This window comes from Bradyrhizobium sp. ORS 278 (assembly GCF_000026145.1).
Taxonomy (GTDB): domain Bacteria; phylum Pseudomonadota; class Alphaproteobacteria; order Rhizobiales; family Xanthobacteraceae; genus Bradyrhizobium.
In genome coordinates this window covers 7,106,166-7,123,852 of sequence record NC_009445.1, presented here as the reverse complement: position 1 = coordinate 7,123,852, position 17,687 = coordinate 7,106,166, and the positions used below count along the sequence as shown (strand labels likewise).

Genomic DNA, 17,687 nt, shown 5'->3' with positions numbered 1-17,687 from the left:
GTGCGAGTAGATGTGACATGCACGTGCGTGGTCTGAGAACCTTCGTGCTGCGCCTCGCGCCTTGGATCTGCGTCCTCATGTTGTGGTACGCGGTGCGCTTGAGCGGCTTCGTCAACGACGCCCTGGTTCCATCGCCCCAGCAGGTCGGTGCGCGCTTCGTCGACCTGCTGCTGCATCATGGCCTGCTCTACGACATCTTCGCCTCGGCGCGCCGCGTGTTCGCCGGCGTGACGCTCGGGATTGCGGCAGCGGTGCCGGCTGGCTTTCTCATCGGATGGTACCGGCCGGCGCGCAGCTTCGCCGACCCACTGATCAACTTCTTCCGCGCCCTGCCGCCGATCGCGCTCATTCCGCTGGTCATCGTCTATTTCGGCGTCGACGAACTCGCCAAGCTGGTGATCCTGTTCTACGCCGCGTTCTTCTCCGGCGTGATCGTGATGTATGAAGGCGTCTCGCAGATCACGCCGCTCTACATCCGTGTCGCGCAGACGCTTGGCGCGACCGAGCTCGAGACCTTTCTGAAGGTGATCATCCCGCTGACGGTGCCGCACATCCTGACGGCGCTGCGCGTCGCGCTCGGCGTGACCTGGGCGACGCTGGTGGCCTCGGAGCTGATCGCCGCGCAGCGCGGGCTCGGCGCAACGATCCAGAACGCCTCGACCTACTTCCTGCTCGACGTCATCTATGTCGGCATCATCTGCATCGGCGCCGTTGCGCTGATCATGGACACCTTGCTGCGCCGGCTCAGCGCCTGGCTGCTGGTGTGGCAGGACCGGGCGGTCGCATGACGAGCCGTGCCGGAGCGCGACGGGCGCGGTTCGACCATGTGTCGCTCGGCTTCGATACGAAAGGCGGTCGCCTGACGGTGATCGACGACATCAGCTACGACATCGACGAAGGCGAGTTCGTCGCGGTGATCGGTCCGTCCGGCTGCGGCAAGACCACGATGATGAACATGCTTGCGGGGTTCCAGGCCCCGACCTCCGGACGCATCTTGTTCGACGATCGGCCCGTGACGGGGCCTAGCCCGGAGCGCGGCGTGATCTTCCAGGACTACGGCGTGTTCCCCTGGCTCACCGTGCGCGACAACATCGCCTTCGGGCTGCGCCTGAAAGCGAATCGCGTGCCGGCCGCCGAGCGCGACGAGATCTGCGCGCATTATCTCGCGCTGATGGGTCTCAGTGAATTCGCCAATGCCTATCCGAAGCATCTGTCCGGCGGCATGCGCCAACGCCTGGCGATCGCGCGCGCCTACGCGGTCAAGCCGCGCTTCCTGCTGATGGACGAGCCGTTCGGCGCGCTCGACGCGCAGACCCGCATCCACATGCAGAGCCTGCTGCTTCGCGTCCTGGCCGCCGAACGCAAATCGGTGATGCTGATCACGCATTCGGTGGAGGAGGCGGTGTTCCTCGCCTCGCGGATCGTGGTCGTCACGGCGCGTCCGGCCCGGGTCAAGGACATCGTCGAGGTGCCGTTCGCCTATCCGCGCACGGAGCAGCTGCGCGAGCGGCGCGAGTTTGCCGAGTTGCGGGCCCGCGTCGGCCGCCTCGTGATGGACGAGTACACCGCGACGACGGCGCCGGCACATTCATTCGTTGCTGCAGACTGAAAAACGATCACAGGGAGGCGTATCATGGATCGGCGACAATTCCTGAGCACGGCGGCCGGAGCCGTCATCGGCGGCGCCACGCTGGCGGCGCCCGCGATGGCCCAGTCGAAAGCCCGCATCCGCGTCGGCTATCTGCATACGCTGGCCGTGGACGGCCAGATCTGGACGGGCATCGACCGCGGCTCGTTCGACAAGCACGGCCTCGATCTGGAGCTACGCCAGTTCAACACCGGCCTCGAACTGTTCCAGGCCCTGATCGGCGGCAGCCTCGATGTGCTGGCCACCGGTGCGGTGGTGTCGAACTTCCCGGCGCGCGGCCAGGGCAAGGTGTTCCTGATCAACGACATCGAGGTGGCGACGGCGCAGCTCTGGGTGCGTTCCGATCAGGGGATTTCATCCTTCGCCGATCTCAAGGGCAGGCGGATCGCGACCACGACTGGCACTACGGCGCATGTCTTCCTCGACAAGGCGCTGCGCGCCAACAAGGTCGATCCCAAGGAGGTCGAGCTGGTCAACCAGACCATGCCGGCCGCAGTCACCGCATTCATCTCCGGCGCCGTTCCGGCGGTCGCGCTCTGGGTGCCGTTCAACATCACGGTGCGCGAGAAGGTTCCGGGCGCGGTGAAGCTCACCGATGCCTCGGCCTACTATCCCCAGGCGGCGATCATGGGCGGCTGGGCCGCCCGCAACGATTATTACGAGGCCAACAAGCCCGCGCTCGCCAATCTGATCAGAGGCTGGGCCGAAGCCAATGACTACATGATCGCGCACAGCGAAGACGCGCTGGATGCGCTGCAGAAGGCGCATTACCCGCAGACGCCGCTGACCGATCTGAAGGAGCAGTTCGCGGCGCAGAAGATGTTCACCGCCCAGGAATGGAAGTCGAAATACGCGGACGGCACGGTCACGGCCTGGCTGCAGCAGTCGACCGATTTCTTCATGGCGAACGCCGGCATCAAGGAGTTCACGCCGGCCAGCAGCTATTTCGATTCGAGTCTCTATCTCACCACGCTGGCGTAAGGCTCGCGATGGGTCCGTGCGAGAGGCGCCGCGCGCTGATGCGTCTCGTGCCGATCCGTCGTCCCGGCAAACGCCGGGACCTACTCCGCGACGCCTGTGGTCAAGCACGCTGGAGCTCCAGCTTGCTCCACCTTTGGCTTCGGTGGCTATGGGTCCCGGCTCGAGGCCGGGACGACGGCGGAGTGTGTTGCGGCACGTTCGCAATCACCTCGGCGTCGTCCCGGCGAACGCCGGGACCCATACTCCGTGACACCCGTTGTCAAGCACGCTGGAGCTCCAGCTTGCTCCACCTTTGGCTTCGGTGGCTATGGGTCCCGGCTCGAGGCCGGGACGACGGCGGAGTGTGTTGCGGCACGTTCGCAATCACCTCGGCGTCGTCCCGGCGAACGCCGGGACCCATACTCCGTGACACCCATTGTCAAGCACGCTGGAGCTCCAGCTCGCTCCACCTTTGGCTGAGGTGGCTATGGGTCCCGGCTCGAGGCCGGGACGACGGCGGAGCGTGTTGCGGCGCTTTCGTCCTATCGCTTGCGTTCGCTCTCTGACCATTCGCGAAACTCGCGGAACAGGCGCTGCTTGTCGGCGACCGTCTCCGGCATCGGCCGTCCCTGGGCGCGAGCCGCCCGGAACTGCTCGAACTGCGCCTGCTGCAACAGATCCTGCGCCAGCGGGAAGCGCTGCCATCCCGGCAGGTCGCGGCTGAGATCGACCTCCTGCCATTTCGGATGCCGCGGCGGCTTCTTCAACTCCGGCAGCCTTGCGTAAAACTCCTCGACGAATCGCGCGACGCGGCGATATCGCTCGCTGGCCGGCGGCCAGTTGTTGGTGATGAGAACCGAATCGACGGTGACGGTCGGCACGGCCTGAGCCGAATCAACGAGGCCGGGATAGAGCGCCGGCTCGAGCTGGCCCGGCTGATACACGTTCTGCAGACTGCGGCTATAGGGCACCTCGAGCAGATGCAGATTGTCCCGCGCGGAGAGCCGCGCCAGGAAGCCAGCCGGCTTGCCGGAGAACGCCACCGTCGCCGCGATCTCCCCGCGCTTGATGGCCTCGATCGCATCGGCCTGGCTGAGATTGACCTCCTGAACCGAGATGCCGAGCAGGCCGAACACGTCGCGTGCCGTGATCTGCGTCGTCGAGCCGGCATCCGAGAAGTTCACCTTCTTGTTTGTCAGCTCCTCGATCGTCCGGATGTTACGGCTGGCGACGACATGCATCTCCTCGGGGAACAGGCGGGCAATGTAGACCAGCCGGTTCTCCAGGCCGGTGCCCAGCTCGCCCGTGGAAGCGAAGTAGCGCAGCATCTGCGTCGAGGTGAGGCCGATGTCGACGCCGCGCAGATAGAGCACGTCGCGGATGTTCTGTGCGCCGCCAAGGCCGACGATCGGGAGCAGCCTCAAATTCTCGTCGTTGAGCACCACCGCGAGATCATGCGTGATGTCCAGATAGGTCTCTTCGGGGCTGCCCGCCACGATCGCGACCGTATTGGCGTTGAGCTTGGCCTTCCATTGGTCCTCGATCCGCAGCGGCCGGGCGGGCTGCGCCGTGGGCGCCTGCTCGATCGCAAACGCGTCGTTGGCGCGCAGGCCGGAGAGCACGAGCGCTGTCAGCACCATCGAGATCGCCATCAGCAACGGTCGGATGCGCCGCTTGCCGCGATCGCCGGATGTCAGCTGAGCGAGACCTGGATCAATCTGAGGACATTTGCAGCTCTGGCGGTCCATCATCGGACTCTCCCGATCGTTTGTCAGCAGGCATGACGGCATGTTTCGGATTCGCTGCGCGCGAATCCGGCATCAGTGCAACCAAAGAGCGATTAGTTCGACTTTCGCCGGCGAAGATTTAGCCACATCTTGGCGGTTGTTTGATCGCCGCTACAATTTTAAGGGCATAAAACGCAAAAAATAAAGTTGTGATTGAGGCGGTTGTCATGATGAAGCCATACATACCTGAGTTGTTTGGAGAGATCCGCGGTCGCTCGCGATGCGTTGTCCGTCGCGCGCGTGCCCGGCTGCTGGACGTCGTGGGCGCGGCGGCAGCAGGTTGGCGTCCTGCAGGACAATGAGTGGCCGAAGCAATCGGCCCGCTTTCCAGATCATGACGCGATAGCGATGGGAGGGGATGTTGGATCGGCGCAGATTCATTGCCGCCAGTTGCGGCTCACTTGGGTTGGCCGCGGCTGGACTATCGCCGCTTGGCGGCCCTGCGCTCGCGCAGGCGCGGACGAAGATCAGGATCGGCCATCTGCACACGCTGGCCGTCGACGGCCAGATCTGGCTTGCCGACCATCTGGGATCGTGGGCCAAGAATGGCCTCGATCCGCAGTTCAAGGAGTTCAAGACCGGCATCGAACTGTTCACGGCGCTGTCGGGCGGCGAGATCGACATGCTGGCCACCGGCGCGGTGATCTCGAACTTTCCCGCACGCGGGCAGGGCAAGATGTTCCTGGCCAACTCGATCGAGTTCGCGACCGCCCAGCTGTGGGTGCGCGAGGACCAGGGCATCCGCCAATTCTCGGATCTGCGCGGCAAGCGCGTCGCGACGACGGCCGGCACCACCGCACACGTCTTCCTCGACAATGCCTTGCGCGAAAACCAGTTTCAGCCGACCGACATCGAGCTCGTGAGCAAGCCGATGCCGGAGGCGGTGAATGCGTTCATCACCGGCGAGGTCCCCGCGGTCGCGCTGTGGGTGCCGTTCAACATCGCGGTGCGCGAGAAAGTGACATGGGCGAAGAAGCTGCTCGATGCGGGGGCCTATTATCCCAGCGCGGCCGTGGTCGGCGGCTGGGCTGCCTCGGCCGCCTATATGACCAGCAACCGGCCTGTTCTGGCGCGCGTGATCAAGGCGTGGACCGAGGGGAACGACATGCTGATCGCTCGCTCCAACGAGGCGCTGAACGTGCTGCACGAGAAGTACTACGCGCAGGTGCCGGATCGAGACATGCGCGAGCAGTTCGGCGCGATGCGGGTGTTCCCGACCGCGGTCTGGCGACGGCTCTATAGCAATGGCGCGATCACCGACTGGCTCCAGCAGGTCTCGAACTTCTACGCCCGGATCGGCAAGATCGAAAAGCCCGTGCCTGCCGTCGATTATTTCGATCCCAGCCTGTTCCTTTCGGTCATCAAGGCATGAGGACGGACGCGCTGAGCCGTGCATCTGACCTGGGCGCCGCCTCGGCTGGCGCTAACCCATGCAATCTTGGCGCGATCGACGAGAGCGGCATATTTCGGGCGTTTTCCTCATCTTGACGACTCGAAGCTCATTTTCCGCCACATTTTTGATTAGTCTGTGCTATCTTAGCGTGTCCCGGTGCTGTGAGCCGGACTGGACGAATCGGGTGGGGACTCGTGATGTCTGCGCAGGGTCATGGAACGACCTCCGAAGAGGTGGTCGTCATCACTGGATTCACCCGGCTGCATCGGCTGGGGTCAAACAGATCACGTTGGCTGGCGCAAATGCCGCACGTGGCAATCAAACTGATAGGGGTCGATCAAACAAAGATCGATCGAGATGTTGGCACCGCGGCGTGCGGGTTGCCGCGAGTCCGAGTCGCTCAGATGGGTCCCGCGTAGGCAGGCGGACCCGACGGAGCGGGAAGGGGGGAATGGCGTGATTGAGCAGGACGACGAGAAGTCCCCCAACAGCTTGCGTTACTACGCCCCGCGACGTCCGCGCGAGGCGGACGGCTCGGATGAGGCTCGGTTGGATGAGCCGGCGCGCGCGGTGAGCGACCCCGCCACCCGCCTCGCATCACCCATCGATCATGGCGCGGGCACTCCCATGCGTCGCGACGTGTTCAACGAGGCGGTGGCGCGGGCAGAGCGGCAACGGCTCGATCCGGAATTCGTCGCCGCACCGTCCTTCGTCGAGCCTCGGCGCAAACCTCGCATGGGAATCAAAGTCGCACTGTTCGTGCTTGCGGTCGGCTCCGCCGGCTTCGCCTATGTCATCACCTCTCCGATGTCGGCCTCGAAGCTGAAGGGCGCCGCCGCGTGGTCCGCATTCCGGGCCGCTTATTTGACCGGCACGCCGATATCCTCCGCCCCGACGCTGATCGTGAGTGGCAATAGCGGTCCCCCCAATGCGCAGCTTCAGCTCGGCGTCGCGATCGAGAATCCGGCCGCCGGCATGGTGGTGATCATCGGCAGGCTGCCGCTCGGTACGCGCGTCACGGCCGGCCGGCGCCTCGGTTCCGAGGAGTGGCGCGTGCCGGCCATGGACGTTGCAGATGCGATCATCGTGCCGCCGTCGGATTTCGTCGGCGAGATGAATCTTCCGCTCGAGCTGCATGATGCGGATGGAACGACGCTGGTGAAATCGTTCGTCCACCTGACCTGGACGGCTCCGCCCAGCACCGTCGTCGTCACCGGTTCGACGGCGCCGGACGTCAAGGCTCCCGCGCCGCAGCCGCCGGATCCTCCGCCCGCGGTGGCCGCGCCGGCACCTGCGCCGGTGGTGGCCAGTCCGCCGCCAGCGGCTGCGCCCGATCCCGTTCTGGCGTGGACTCCGAATGAGGTCGCGGCCTTCGTGCGGCGGGCGCAGGAACTGCTGGCGAGCGGCGAGGTTCAGGGCGCGCGGCTGCAGCTGCTGCGTGCCGCGGAGGCGCGCGACTCGCGGGCTGCGCTTCTCCTCGCCAAGACCTACGATCCGGCCTCGCTCAAGCAGTTCGGCGTATCTGATGCAGGAACAGATCTCGCCCAGGCGAGGATGTGGTACCAGCGCGCCCGCGAATGGGGATCGCCCGAGGCGCAGCGGCAGCTCGACGCGCTGGCGAGCTATCCGAGGCGCTGATGATGCGGGCGCTCAGCGCGCCTCCGCTCACGGTTCTCCGCCGACCAGCGCCGCGCCGCGCTCACCGATCATCAGGCTCGTCGCGTTGGTGTTGGCCGAGGTGATCTGCGGCATCACCGAGGCGTCGATGACGCGCAGCCGGTCCACGCCGCGGACGCGCAACGCCGGATCGAGCACCGCGTGATCATCGCCGCCCATGCGGCAGGTGCCGACCGGATGAAACACCGTCCCGCCGGTGCTGCGCGCGAAATCCCACAGGCCGGGCGCGCTCGCCACCGCCGCGCCCGGCGCGACCTCGATGTCCCACAGCTTCTGGAACGACGGCTGTCTGAAGATGTCGCGCAGCATCTCGAGGCCCGCGACGATGGTCTTCCGGTCGGCCTCTTCGGCGAAATAGTTCGGCGCGATCGTGGGCTGCTCGAACGGGTCGGTCGAGCGGATCGCGATCCGGCCGCGCGCCTGCGGATGACATTGCCAGACCGACGCCGTGAAGCCGGAATAGCTGTGCAGCGGCGTTCCCGGCCTGTCGACCGACAGCGGCATGACGTTGAACTGCACATCCGGGCGGCCGCCGCTGGCCAGATGGGTGCAGGCGGCGCCGCCGACCTGGCCGGCCCCGGCGGTCAGCGGACCGCTGCCGGCGAACAGCCATTGCAGCCCCATCTTGGCGAGCTCATAGGGACTGCGAACCTGGTCGTTCACCGAGATCGGCTGCTTCAGGCGCACGATCATGCGTGCTTGATAATGATCCTGCAGGTTCTCGCCGACTTCCGGCGCGTCGACGACGACGGGAATGCCGAGCCGGCGCAACAGATCGGCTGGGCCGATCCCCGACAGTTGCAAGAGCTGCGGCGACTGCAGCGCGCCGGCCGCGAGCAGCACCTCGCGATCGGCCATGGCGGATGTGATGGTGCCGTCCTTGATCCATTCCACGCCGCTCGCCGACGATCCGCGCAATATCACGCGGCTGACCTGGACGCCGGTCACGACCGTCAGGTTGGCGCGGTTCATGATGGGGTGGAGGAACGCGGTCGCTGCGCTGGAGCGCCAGTGGCGTCCGATACCGAGCTGATAGCTGCCGGCGCCCAGCGTCGTCGGGCCGTTGAAATCGGGATTGCGCGGCAGCCCGAATTCGGCCGCGGCATCGACCCAGGCCTGCGAAGCGGGATTGCCTGTGCGCAGCTCAGACACCGAAAACTCGCCAAGGCCGCCGTGATATTGGCTGTCTCCGCCCTCATAGCGTTCGTAGCGCCGGAAAAACGGCAGCAGATGATTGTAGCTCCAGCCACGCGCGCCGGCGCGTTCCCAGTCGTCGAAGCCGGCGGGCTCGCCGCGAATGAAGATCAGGCCGTTGATCGAGGACGAGCCGCCGAGCACGCGGCCGCGCGGCCAGACGATCGCCCGGCCGGCCGTGAGCTCGCTCGGCTCGGTGTCGAACAGGCGCGAGAAGCGCTTGTCGTAGATCGCCCTGTAATAGCCGATCGGAATCCGCAGCCAGAAGTTCCGGTCGGAGCCGCCGGCTTCCAGCAGCAGCACCCGGCACGCCGGGTCCGCCGACAATCTGTTGGCGAGCACGCATCCCGCCGAGCCTGCGCCAACGATGATGTAGTCATACCCGCGCGCAGCCATGGACCGGCCCCCTGGAACGCAATGCAGCCGATTGGCACGACAATCGTGGCCACTCGAACCGCATCTTGACGCCGGCGACAGTTGGCGTCCATCGCGGCGGGTTCATGGCGCAGCTTGTTTCGCGTCTACCCTGCAACCACCGGTCCACCGGCCTTCTTCCATGCATCGAGTCCGCCCTCGATGTGCGCGGTGTTGGCCAAGCCCGCGTCTTGCGCCGTCTGAACGGCCATGGCCGAGCGTTCGCCATAGGCGCAGAAGAACACGATGCGGCGCCCGGTGGCGGCGGCAACCTCGCGCAGCATGCCGCCGGGTTTGAGATTGTCGGCGATCCCAGGGTAGGGCGCATGCAGCGCGCCTGACAGCGTGCCGTGCTTGGCGCGCTCCGAAGCCTCGCGCAGATCGACCAGCAGCACGTCGGGCCGTCCGAGGCATTCGATCGCTTCTCGGGCCGACAGGGCCAGGCCCTGTCTGGTCAGCTCCTCCTGATGCAGCCCGACGCGCATGTTGGCTGGCACGGCGACGTCCATCATCTTCGGGTTCGGCAGCTTCAGCTTGGCCATCAGCGCCACGTAATCGTCGACGGATTGCACCTGAAGCCGCGGATTGTAGCGGCGCTCCTCGCCGATCGTGGAAACGGTGTCGCCCTTGTAGTCGTGCGCGGGGTAGACCAGCGTGTCATCGGGCAGCCGCAGCAGCTTGTTGAAAATCGAATCATATTGCTGCCGGGCGTCGCCGTTCTGGAAGTCGGTGCGGCCGGTGCCGCGGATCAGCAGCGTGTCGCCGGTGAAGACCCGGTCGGCCATCAGGAAGCTGTAGGAATCGTCAGTGTGCCCCGGCGTGTAAATCACATCGAGGCTGAGACCCTCGATGGCGATCCTGTCGCCTTCGCCGACGCGCATCGCCACCACGTCCGCCTTGGTCTGCTCGCCCATGATGGTGACGCAATGAGTGCGGTCACGCAGCGCGCCGAGGCCGGTGACGTGATCGGCATGCAAATGGGTGTCGATCGCCTTGACCAGGCGCAAGTCGAGCTCGCGCAGCAGCTGGCAATAGCGGTCGACCTTCTCCAGCACGGGATCGATGATGACAGCCTCGCCGCCGGAGCGGCTCGCAAGAATGTAGCTGTAAGTGCCGGAGACGCTGTCGAACAATTGGCGGAAGATCATCGCGCTTCCTCCCGATTCGGATCGAGGCCGGTTTAGACCACGGTCGGGCCGCGGTCATCCATGCGGCGCCGAAGCAGCGTCGTTGCGGTGCGCCATTCGGTTCAGGATTGCGAGGCGTATCCGGGATTGCCGTCGATTCCCGACAGCGTGACCTTGTTGGTTCCCACCAGCACCAGCTGGCCGTCGCGCAGATGGGTGGCGACCACGTCCCACACCGGCTTGCCATCCTGTGCGTTCATCGACGCCCAGCCGGCGACCTTGTAGCCCTTGCTCGCCTCCAAGGGACGGCCATCATCGCGCGTGAGATCCGAGATGCGGTGGCCGATCGGTTCCGACGGCGTGCAGCGGTAAGAGAAGCCGCCAGTACGCACCATGTCGCCGCCCTGCTGCAGATAGGGATCCGCGTTGAAGAGGTTGTCGCAGACGTCCTCGAGCACGGCCTTGATCTCCGCGCCGGTCAGCCGCTGCACGTAGGTTTCCGGGTAGGTGATCGCGGTCTGCGCCAGCACGTCTTCCAGCATGATCGACTGGTTGGCGAGCACGCTCGGGCCCCAGCGGAACCCGGGCGTCAGCGCGAGCTCGGCGTCGAGCTCGCGGCGCAGCGCCGCGCAGATCAGGTCGTCGGTCGTGCCCTCGAAATTGCCGCGGCGATACAAGAGCCGGTCGGAGGTCGCGAGCTTCTCGCTCCAGGCCGCCACCTGGGGCTGCTGCGTCTGATCGATCAGCGCCTGCATCGCCGGATCCGGCTTCAGCAGCTCCGAATACACCGGCAGCAGCCGGTAGCGCGCGTCGGCGACGCGGCCCTTGCCGACGTCGAGATCGAGCACGCCGAGGAATTTGCCGTTCGACCCGGCATTGGTGACCAGCGTGGCGCCCTTGGCGTTGCTGACCGCGACAGGCTGCGGGATCGCGTCATGGGTATGGCCGCCGAGGATGACGTCGATGCCGGTGACGCGGCTCGCGAGCTTCAGGTCGACATCCATGCCGTTGTGCGACAGCAGGATCACCGCATCGACCTTGTCGGCGCCGCGCAAGGCGTCGACCAGCTTCTGCAGCTCCTCCTCGCGGATGCCGAAGGTCCAGTCGGGCGTGAAGCGGCGCGGATGGGCGATCGGCACGTACGGGAAGGCCTGGCCGATCACCGCGATGCGCGCGCCGCCGATCTCCTTGATCGTGGCCGGCTTGAACACGCGGCCCGAGCCGCGGTCGAACGCCTTGGCATCGTTGAACGCCGCCTCCTCGGTGAGGAATACGTTCTGCGCCAGGAACTCGCCCTTGAAGCGCGCGAGATTGGCGCGCAGCGCCTCCTCGCCATAGGTGAATTCCCAATGCCCGGTCATCGCGTCGATGCCGAGCAGATTGGCCGCGCTCACCATGTCGGCGCCACGCATCGCATTGGCGAGTCCCGTGCCCTGCCAGAGGTCGCCGCCGTCGAGCAGCAGCGAGCGATGATCGCCGGCATCGGCGCGCAGCTTGTCGATCAGCGTCTTCAGATGCGCGAAGCCGCCCATCTTGCCGAAGCGGCCGGCATATTTCTCGAAGTCGAACGAGGTGAAGGCATAGGCCTCGGCGCTGTCGGGGCGGATGCCATAGCGATCGAGGAACGCGCGCTCGACCAGATGCGGCGGCCTGCCCCACATCTCGCCGACGCCGAGATTGACGCTGGGCTCGCGGAAATACACCGGCCGTAGCTGCGCATGCGTATCTGTGATGTGCAGGATGCGGGCGTTGCCGAACTTCTCGACATCGTAGAGGCTGACGGTGTCGGCGGCGCGGGCGTTGCGCAGCAGCGCCGGCGCGGCGAGCATCGCGGCTCCTGAAGCTCTCAGAAAATCCCGGCGCCGGATCATCGTTCGCGTCCTAGCGGATCTCCAGGTCCTTCCAGCGCTGCTTCTCGCTGGTGGCCTGGACGATCGAGGCCTTGGCGAGCGCTTCGGCCTCCTGCGCCGATTTGAGCGCGGCGTCGAAATTGCCCGACTCCGCCGCCTTCTTCGCAGCAGTCAGTGCAGCCTGTGTGACGGTCCATTGGTTGCGCAGACGTCCGGCTTCCTTGTTGGCGCTCTCGGCCGCCGCCACAGCCGCGAGATAGTCCGACTCCGACGCGGCCCGCGCGGAGCCGGCGCAGACCGCCGACACCATCATGGCGAAGGCGATCTTTTTCATGACGTTTGTTGCTGAGCTGTTTCGGAAGATGTTTCGTGAGATGTTTTTCATGGCCGCGCTCCCGGTCCTGAAACCGGCAGGCCGTTCGACACGTAGGAGAGATAATATTCGAGGTTGCGGTATTCGTCCGACTGCGGCTCCAGCGGCACGGCGCGCGTCTGGCTGTTGCAGGTGACGATGCGGCGGCTGATCGTGCCCATGCCGCTCCATTCGGAGCGGTAGATCGGCATCGCGTTGAGGATGCCGAGTGCCGGCGCCAGGATCTCGGCGCGGATGCGTTCGCCCGGGCTCTGCACGTGACAGCTCGCGCAGGAGAAGTTCAGCTGGCCGCGGCGGGTGTAGAAGTATTCCTTGCCCTTCTCAAAGGCGTCCAGCGCGCGCGGATCGTCGGGAATCTTGATGTCGAAGCGCTTGCCGCGCGAGGTGTAGGCCATGTAGGCGGTCAGCGACGCCATCTCATCCTTGACGTAGGAATAGGGCTGCTCGCCATTCGCCTCACGGCAGCGGTTCAGCGCCAGCTCGAGCGTGACGACCTTGCCTTCCTTGTCGTCGAAATACGGATAGGTCTGTCGGATGCCGATGCCGCCATTCGGGAAACAGTCCGCATAGGTCTTGCCGTTCTCGAACGGCTTGGCGAACATCTCCTTGCCGGCCTCGAGCGCGAACTCGTAAGGCGGAAACTGCTCCTTCTCCTCCCATTGCCGGCGCATGTCGGCGTTCATCGAATACGGGCCGTTGACGAAATCGTCGAACGCCACCTTCGGGAACTTCTTGACGAAGTAGTCCTGGAACGCCTTGGCGTCGCCGGCCGGATCGGACTTGTCGGCGGCGGCGGCCGATGCGCCGAACCCGAGCGCCGCAGCGACGACGAGAAGCAGGCGCATCGCGCTCATTGGATCGTCGCCGTCAGGCTGTCGGTGGCGCCCTTGTTGTCCACCCAGCTCACCTTGAGCTCGTCGCCCTTGGCGGCGCCCTTGAAGGCGAACTTCACATAGGGGTCCTTGGACACGGCAGTGCCCCAGTCGGCCAGGAACACGGCCTTGTCCTTGTGCGTAAAGGTGAGCTGCTGGATGTAGTGCGCCGGAACCACCTCGCCCTTGGCGTCCTTCACCAGGCCCGTATCCATCGGGTGCTGGATCAGCGTCTGCACCTCGGTGATCTCGCCGTTCAGGATTGCGCGGACGCGAATGCTCGAAGCCATGATCGTTCTCCCCCTAGCCGCCGCAGCCGCCGACGGTGACCTTCACTTCCTTGGTCGCGCTGTACAGCTTGCCGCCGGATTCGACGAGCGCGATGACACTGGAGGTCTTGGCCATCTTCAGCCGGTTCGCCACCGCCGGCACCGTGCCCTCGGGGATCTTGTAGGATGCGGCCAGGGCGTTCGGGTTCTCGGCGACGATGAAGGAAATCGAGGTGACGTTCGGCAAGGTCGTCGACACCGCGATCGGTACCACGCCGCCGTTCTCAGCGATTTCAGGCGCGTCCAGCTTGATCTTGTCGGAGGCCTCGTGGTCGCGGCCGTACAGCGCCTTGATCGCGTCGGGCGCGTTCTTCTGCCTGAAGGCATCCTCGGGATATTTGTTGTCGTTGGTTGCGGCGAACACGGGCGCGGCGTGCAGCACGGCGTTGCCGAGGCCGATCAGCGCGACGAGGCCGGCGCCCTTCAGGAATAGGCGGCGATGGGCCTGCGGGCAGGACGAGGCAGTCATGAATGTCTCCAAACGAAAATCAGAGGGTCTGCAGGAAATCGACGATGGCGCTGATTTCCTGCTCGGTCAGGATGCGGTTGCGGCCGAACGGCGGCATCACCGTCAGCGGATTGCGGACCGTCTCGTCGTTGAGGATCGCGGTCAGCTCGGCACGGTCGTACCGCGCCTTGAGGTTCTCGAGCTTCGGCCCGATCGAGCCCGGCAGGTCGCCGCCCTTGATCTCGTGGCAGGTCAGGCAATTGCCCTTGCCGCGGTCGAAGGCGAGCTTCTGGCCCTCGGCGGCGCCGGATTGGGCGAGGGCAATTGCGGACATCGCGAGGGACATGGCGAGCGAAAACCCCAGCGCCAGGGCGGTACGCATGACGGATGTGAACAAGGTGAGGTTCCGACGTCTCGGTGATGTCAGCAATATAGGGGGTGCAAAGCATAAAGACCATCGGCTGACAATGCGCGTATGGTGGCCGGCGCAACGCGGTTAACGAGGCCGTCCAGCGGGCGGCCGGGAGAATTGGAATGGCGGAGTATGTCGTGGAGTTCGGCCGGGACGGCCGGCCGGTGGAACCGGACGGACGGTTGGACGCCGCCGCGTTCCACCGCAACCATCAACCGATCTGGGCCGTGCTGGCGCGATGGCTGGAGGGCCGCGCGGGCGGCGTGCTGGAAGCCGGCAGCGGCACCGGCCAGCACATCGTTCATTTCGCCGCGCAGCGTCCCGATCTCATGTGGTGGCCGAGCGACTTCAATGCCAACCATCTCGCCAGCATCGCGGCATGGCGTAAGCACTCGCGACTGTCCAACATCCGCGATGCCCAACGTATCGACCTCTCAGATGCCGGCTGGGTCGCCGGGTTCAAGGCGGCCGGCGGGCCGGCGCAACTGACCGCGATCTTCTGCGCCAACGTCATCCACATCGCCCCGTGGTCGGTGGCGGGGGGCCTGTTCGCCGGCGCAGGCGAGGTGCTCTCGCCGGACGGGCTGCTCGTGCTCTACGGCCCGTTCAAGCGCGACGGCAAGCACACCGCGGTCAGCAACGCCGTGTTCGACGCGTCCCTGCGCGAGGGCAATCCCGAGTGGGGCGTCCGCGACATCACGGACCTCGAAGCCCTCGCCGTGCGCAATGGCCTGACCTTGCGCGAAACCGTGGAAATGCCTGCCAACAACATGATCCTGGTGTTCGCAAGGGCAGCCTGAGTTGCCGACGGCGCAGCGCCGCCCATGGTCGTCGTCCCGGCGAACGCCGCAACCCATAACCATAGGGAGCAGTCGTGACGCGAGATCGGCGTGACGTCTGTCGTCGCAACACACTCCTGCTGCGGAGTATGGATCCCGGTGTTCGCCGGGATGACGGTGGTAAGTGAGGCCGGCAGCGCGCCTTACAAAGAAGCGCAGTCGCTATCCCATCTCCAGCCCCACATGCCGCGCCAGAAACCGCGTGCCGAGGGTGATGAAGCTGGCGCGCTCGCGGTTGTCGGTGCCGTAGCCGTGGCCGCCGGCGGCGGGCTCGTAGAAATAGCTGTCATAGCCCATCGCCTGCAGCTTCGCCGTCATCTTGCGCGCATGTCCCGGATGCACGCGGTCGTCGCGCCGCGTCGTGGCGATCAGGATGGGCGGATAAGGCTGGCCGGGCTTTGCGGTGTGATAGGCGGAGTAGGTCTGCAGCCAGCCCCAGTCCTCGGCCTTGTCCGGATCGCCATACTCGGCGATCCAGCTCGCGCCCGCCAGAAGCTTCGTATAACGGCGCATGTCGATCAGCGGGATGGTGCAGAACAGCGCGCCGAAGCGCTCGGGATAGCGCACCAGCATGTTGGTGATCAGGATGCCGCCATTGGAGCCGCCTTGCGCGGCGATGCGCTTCGGCACCGTGATGCCGCGGCGGACGAGATCGGCGGCCACGGCGGCGAAATCATCATGCGCGAGCCGCTTGCCGGCGTAGCGTCCGGCGTCGTGCCAGGCGGTGCCGAACTCGCCGCCGCCGCGGATGTTCGCTTCGACCAGGCTGCCGCCGCGCTCCAGCCACAGCTTGCCGAGCGCGGCATTGTAGGCCGGACGGATGCTGTGGCCGAAGCCGCCATAGGCACTCATATACACCGGCGCATCGCCGGTGAGCTTCGCGGGGCCGGTCAGCGTGTAGGGAATGCCGACGCCATCCACCGAGGCCGCCTCGTATCGCGTGACCACGTATCCGTCGGCGGTGAAGGTGCGCGGCGCCTGCTTCAGCACGGCGGGCGCGCCGAAACTCTCAATTAACTGCAGCGACGGCGGCGTCAGCGGGTCCTGGACGCTGGCGAGCAGATCGCCATTGCCGGTCAGCTCGTCGCTGTCGAGCGGCCAGACGTTGACGGTGGCCAGCTCGGGCAATCCCGGCAGCTGCCGACGGCTCCAGCCCTGCGCCGCCGGCGTCCACACCTCGTATTGCGGCTTGAGCTCATCGAGGATCGACAGCACCAGCCGGCCGCCGGCCCAGTACAGCCCCTGCAGCGCGCGGCGCGGGCCCGGCTCGAAGAGTTTAGCGAACGCGGGCGAGCCGGCGAGACATGCCGACAAGGAGATCCCCAGCACGACATCCGCCGCATGCGTGATCCCGCCCACGGTCCAGGGCTGGCGCAGCTTGATCGCCAGCCAGTCCGCGTCCGGTATGGCCCAGCTGTCGGTCGGCAGGTCGAGCCGCGTCCGCGCGCCGCCGGCATCGCCGAGCCACAGATGATGGTTGAAGAAGTCGAGCCCTTCCGAAAACCACACCCTGAACGGCGTGACGCTGCGATCGACACCAGCGCGCACCCACACCGACTGCTCATTCGCAGCGGCAAAGATGACCGGCGCCGCGTCGACCGGCGCGCCGCGTCGCCACAGCCGCACCGTGCGCGCATAGCCTGAGGGCGTCGCCATGCCCTCGCCGTAAGCGCTCGACAGCAGCAGCGTATCGGCGTCAACCCAGTCGACGCCGCCCTTGGCCTCGCTCAACGTGAAGCCGCCCTCGACGAAGCGCTTCGTGGTGAGATCGAACTCGCGCAGCACCACCGCGTCGCTGCCGCCGCGCGACAGCGCCAGGATCGCGCGCTCATGCGCCGGCGGCAGGGTCGAGACCCAGTTCAGCGCCCAGTCCTCGCCTTCCTCGGCGGCGAGGCGATCGATGTCGAGCAGCAGCTCCCATTTGGGTTGCGCTTTGCGGAACTCGTCCATTGTCGTGCGCCGCCACAAGCCGCGCGGATGAGTCGCGTCTTTCCATTGATTGTACAGCAGCCCACCGCGGCGGCTGACGAAGGGGATGTTGTCGGGGCGATCGAAGATCGCGGCCAGCGCGTCGCGATCCCGCGCGAAGGCGGCGCCGCCGAACGCGGCAAGCGTGCGCTCATTCTGCGCCGCGACGAAGGCGAGCGGGCGCTCGCCTTCGATATCCTCGAGCCACAGATACGGATCGTCGTCGGGCGCGGCGAGGGTCGGACGATCGTCGATTGACATGGCTCAAGCTCCGCAGCGGCCGTTGACGCGACAATACCGCTGGCTGGATTAGCCGGGCCGGCCGGAGCTGTCGAATCAACCGTCGTGCATGGCTTGCCTCTGATCACGCCCGTTGCCTCCGGCGCAGCCTTCCCG

At 66.0% G+C, this 17,687-nt stretch carries 16 protein-coding genes; 6 read left to right on the top strand and 10 right to left on the bottom strand.

The features are described 5' to 3' along the window. Nucleotides 1–44 precede the first annotated feature (44 nt). From BRADO_RS31870 to BRADO_RS31860, 3 genes are read left to right on the top strand one after another with little or no spacing between them, the layout of a single operon-like run. The gene (locus BRADO_RS31870; protein WP_012030318.1) at nt 45–788 is read left to right on the top strand and encodes an ABC transporter permease; all 744 of its coding nucleotides are present in this window, start codon (nt 45–47) and stop codon (nt 786–788) included. Then, nucleotides 785–1,609 (top strand): ABC transporter ATP-binding protein, encoded by an 825-nt coding sequence (locus BRADO_RS31865; protein WP_012030317.1) that lies wholly within the window; start codon nt 785–787, stop codon nt 1,607–1,609. The genes BRADO_RS31870 and BRADO_RS31865 overlap by 4 nt, the downstream gene beginning before the upstream one ends. 24 nt (nt 1,610–1,633) lie before the next feature. Next, nucleotides 1,634–2,629, top strand: a complete 996-nt coding sequence (locus BRADO_RS31860) for an ABC transporter substrate-binding protein (RefSeq protein ID WP_012030316.1) — start codon at nt 1,634–1,636, stop codon at nt 2,627–2,629. A gap of 521 nt (nt 2,630–3,150) precedes the next feature. On the opposite strand, the gene BRADO_RS31855 is transcribed toward BRADO_RS31860, so the two are convergent. Continuing rightward, nucleotides 3,151–4,359: a TAXI family TRAP transporter solute-binding subunit gene (locus tag BRADO_RS31855; RefSeq protein WP_012030315.1), complete on the bottom strand. Its 1,209-nt coding sequence runs from the start codon at nt 4,357–4,359 to the stop codon at nt 3,151–3,153. Nucleotides 4,360–4,753: 394 nt separating this feature from the next. On the opposite strand from BRADO_RS31855, the gene BRADO_RS31850 reads away from it, so the two are divergent. Beyond that, a complete protein-coding gene (locus tag BRADO_RS31850) occupies nt 4,754–5,767 on the top strand; it encodes an ABC transporter substrate-binding protein (protein ID WP_012030314.1) in 1,014 nt (337 codons plus the stop codon). 477 nt (nt 5,768–6,244) lie between these two features. After that, on the top strand, nt 6,245–7,426 hold the full coding sequence (locus tag BRADO_RS31845) for a hypothetical protein (protein WP_050781064.1): 1,182 nt from the start codon (nt 6,245–6,247) through the stop codon (nt 7,424–7,426). Between the two features lie 27 nt (nt 7,427–7,453). Here BRADO_RS31845 and BRADO_RS31840 read toward each other — a convergent pair whose 3' ends face one another. The 8 genes from BRADO_RS31840 to soxX all read right to left on the bottom strand — a co-directional run bounded on the left by BRADO_RS31840 (nt 7,454) and on the right by soxX (nt 14,406). Beyond that, on the bottom strand, nt 7,454–9,055 hold the full coding sequence (locus BRADO_RS31840) for a GMC family oxidoreductase (RefSeq protein WP_012030312.1): 1,602 nt from the start codon (nt 9,053–9,055) through the stop codon (nt 7,454–7,456). A 125-nt stretch (nt 9,056–9,180) separates the two neighbouring features. Beyond that, entirely contained in the window at nt 9,181–10,221 is a 1,041-nt protein-coding gene (locus tag BRADO_RS31835) for an MBL fold metallo-hydrolase (RefSeq protein ID WP_012030311.1), read from the bottom strand. 101 nt (nt 10,222–10,322) lie between these two features. Then, the gene (gene soxB, locus BRADO_RS31830) at nt 10,323–12,071 is read right to left on the bottom strand and encodes a thiosulfohydrolase SoxB (RefSeq protein ID WP_012030310.1); all 1,749 of its coding nucleotides are present in this window, start codon (nt 12,069–12,071) and stop codon (nt 10,323–10,325) included. A gap of 10 nt (nt 12,072–12,081) precedes the next feature. Then, nucleotides 12,082–12,384 (bottom strand): hypothetical protein, encoded by a 303-nt coding sequence (locus BRADO_RS31825; protein WP_041757211.1) that lies wholly within the window; start codon nt 12,382–12,384, stop codon nt 12,082–12,084. A 47-nt stretch (nt 12,385–12,431) separates the two neighbouring features. Then, the gene (soxA, locus tag BRADO_RS31820; protein WP_012030308.1) at nt 12,432–13,277 is read right to left on the bottom strand and encodes a sulfur oxidation c-type cytochrome SoxA; all 846 of its coding nucleotides are present in this window, start codon (nt 13,275–13,277) and stop codon (nt 12,432–12,434) included. Then, on the bottom strand, nt 13,274–13,585 hold the full coding sequence (gene soxZ / locus BRADO_RS31815) for a thiosulfate oxidation carrier complex protein SoxZ (RefSeq protein ID WP_012030307.1): 312 nt from the start codon (nt 13,583–13,585) through the stop codon (nt 13,274–13,276). The genes soxA and soxZ overlap by 4 nt, the downstream gene beginning before the upstream one ends. Before the next feature lie 13 nt (nt 13,586–13,598). Continuing rightward, on the bottom strand, nt 13,599–14,093 hold the full coding sequence (soxY, locus tag BRADO_RS31810) for a thiosulfate oxidation carrier protein SoxY (protein WP_041757897.1): 495 nt from the start codon (nt 14,091–14,093) through the stop codon (nt 13,599–13,601). Nucleotides 14,094–14,112: 19 nt separating this feature from the next. Continuing rightward, nucleotides 14,113–14,406 carry a sulfur oxidation c-type cytochrome SoxX gene (soxX, locus tag BRADO_RS31805; RefSeq protein ID WP_012030305.1) on the bottom strand — a complete coding sequence of 98 codons (294 nt, stop codon included), beginning with the start codon at nt 14,404–14,406 and terminating at the stop codon, nt 14,113–14,115. A gap of 200 nt (nt 14,407–14,606) precedes the next feature. Between soxX and BRADO_RS31800 the strand changes: the two genes are divergently transcribed. Next, nucleotides 14,607–15,284, top strand: a complete 678-nt coding sequence (locus BRADO_RS31800) for a DUF938 domain-containing protein (protein ID WP_012030304.1) — start codon at nt 14,607–14,609, stop codon at nt 15,282–15,284. Nucleotides 15,285–15,485: 201 nt separating this feature from the next. Here BRADO_RS31800 and BRADO_RS31795 read toward each other — a convergent pair whose 3' ends face one another. Beyond that, nucleotides 15,486–17,552 (bottom strand): prolyl oligopeptidase family protein, encoded by a 2,067-nt coding sequence (locus BRADO_RS31795; protein ID WP_012030303.1) that lies wholly within the window; start codon nt 17,550–17,552, stop codon nt 15,486–15,488. Nucleotides 17,553–17,687 lie beyond the last annotated feature (135 nt).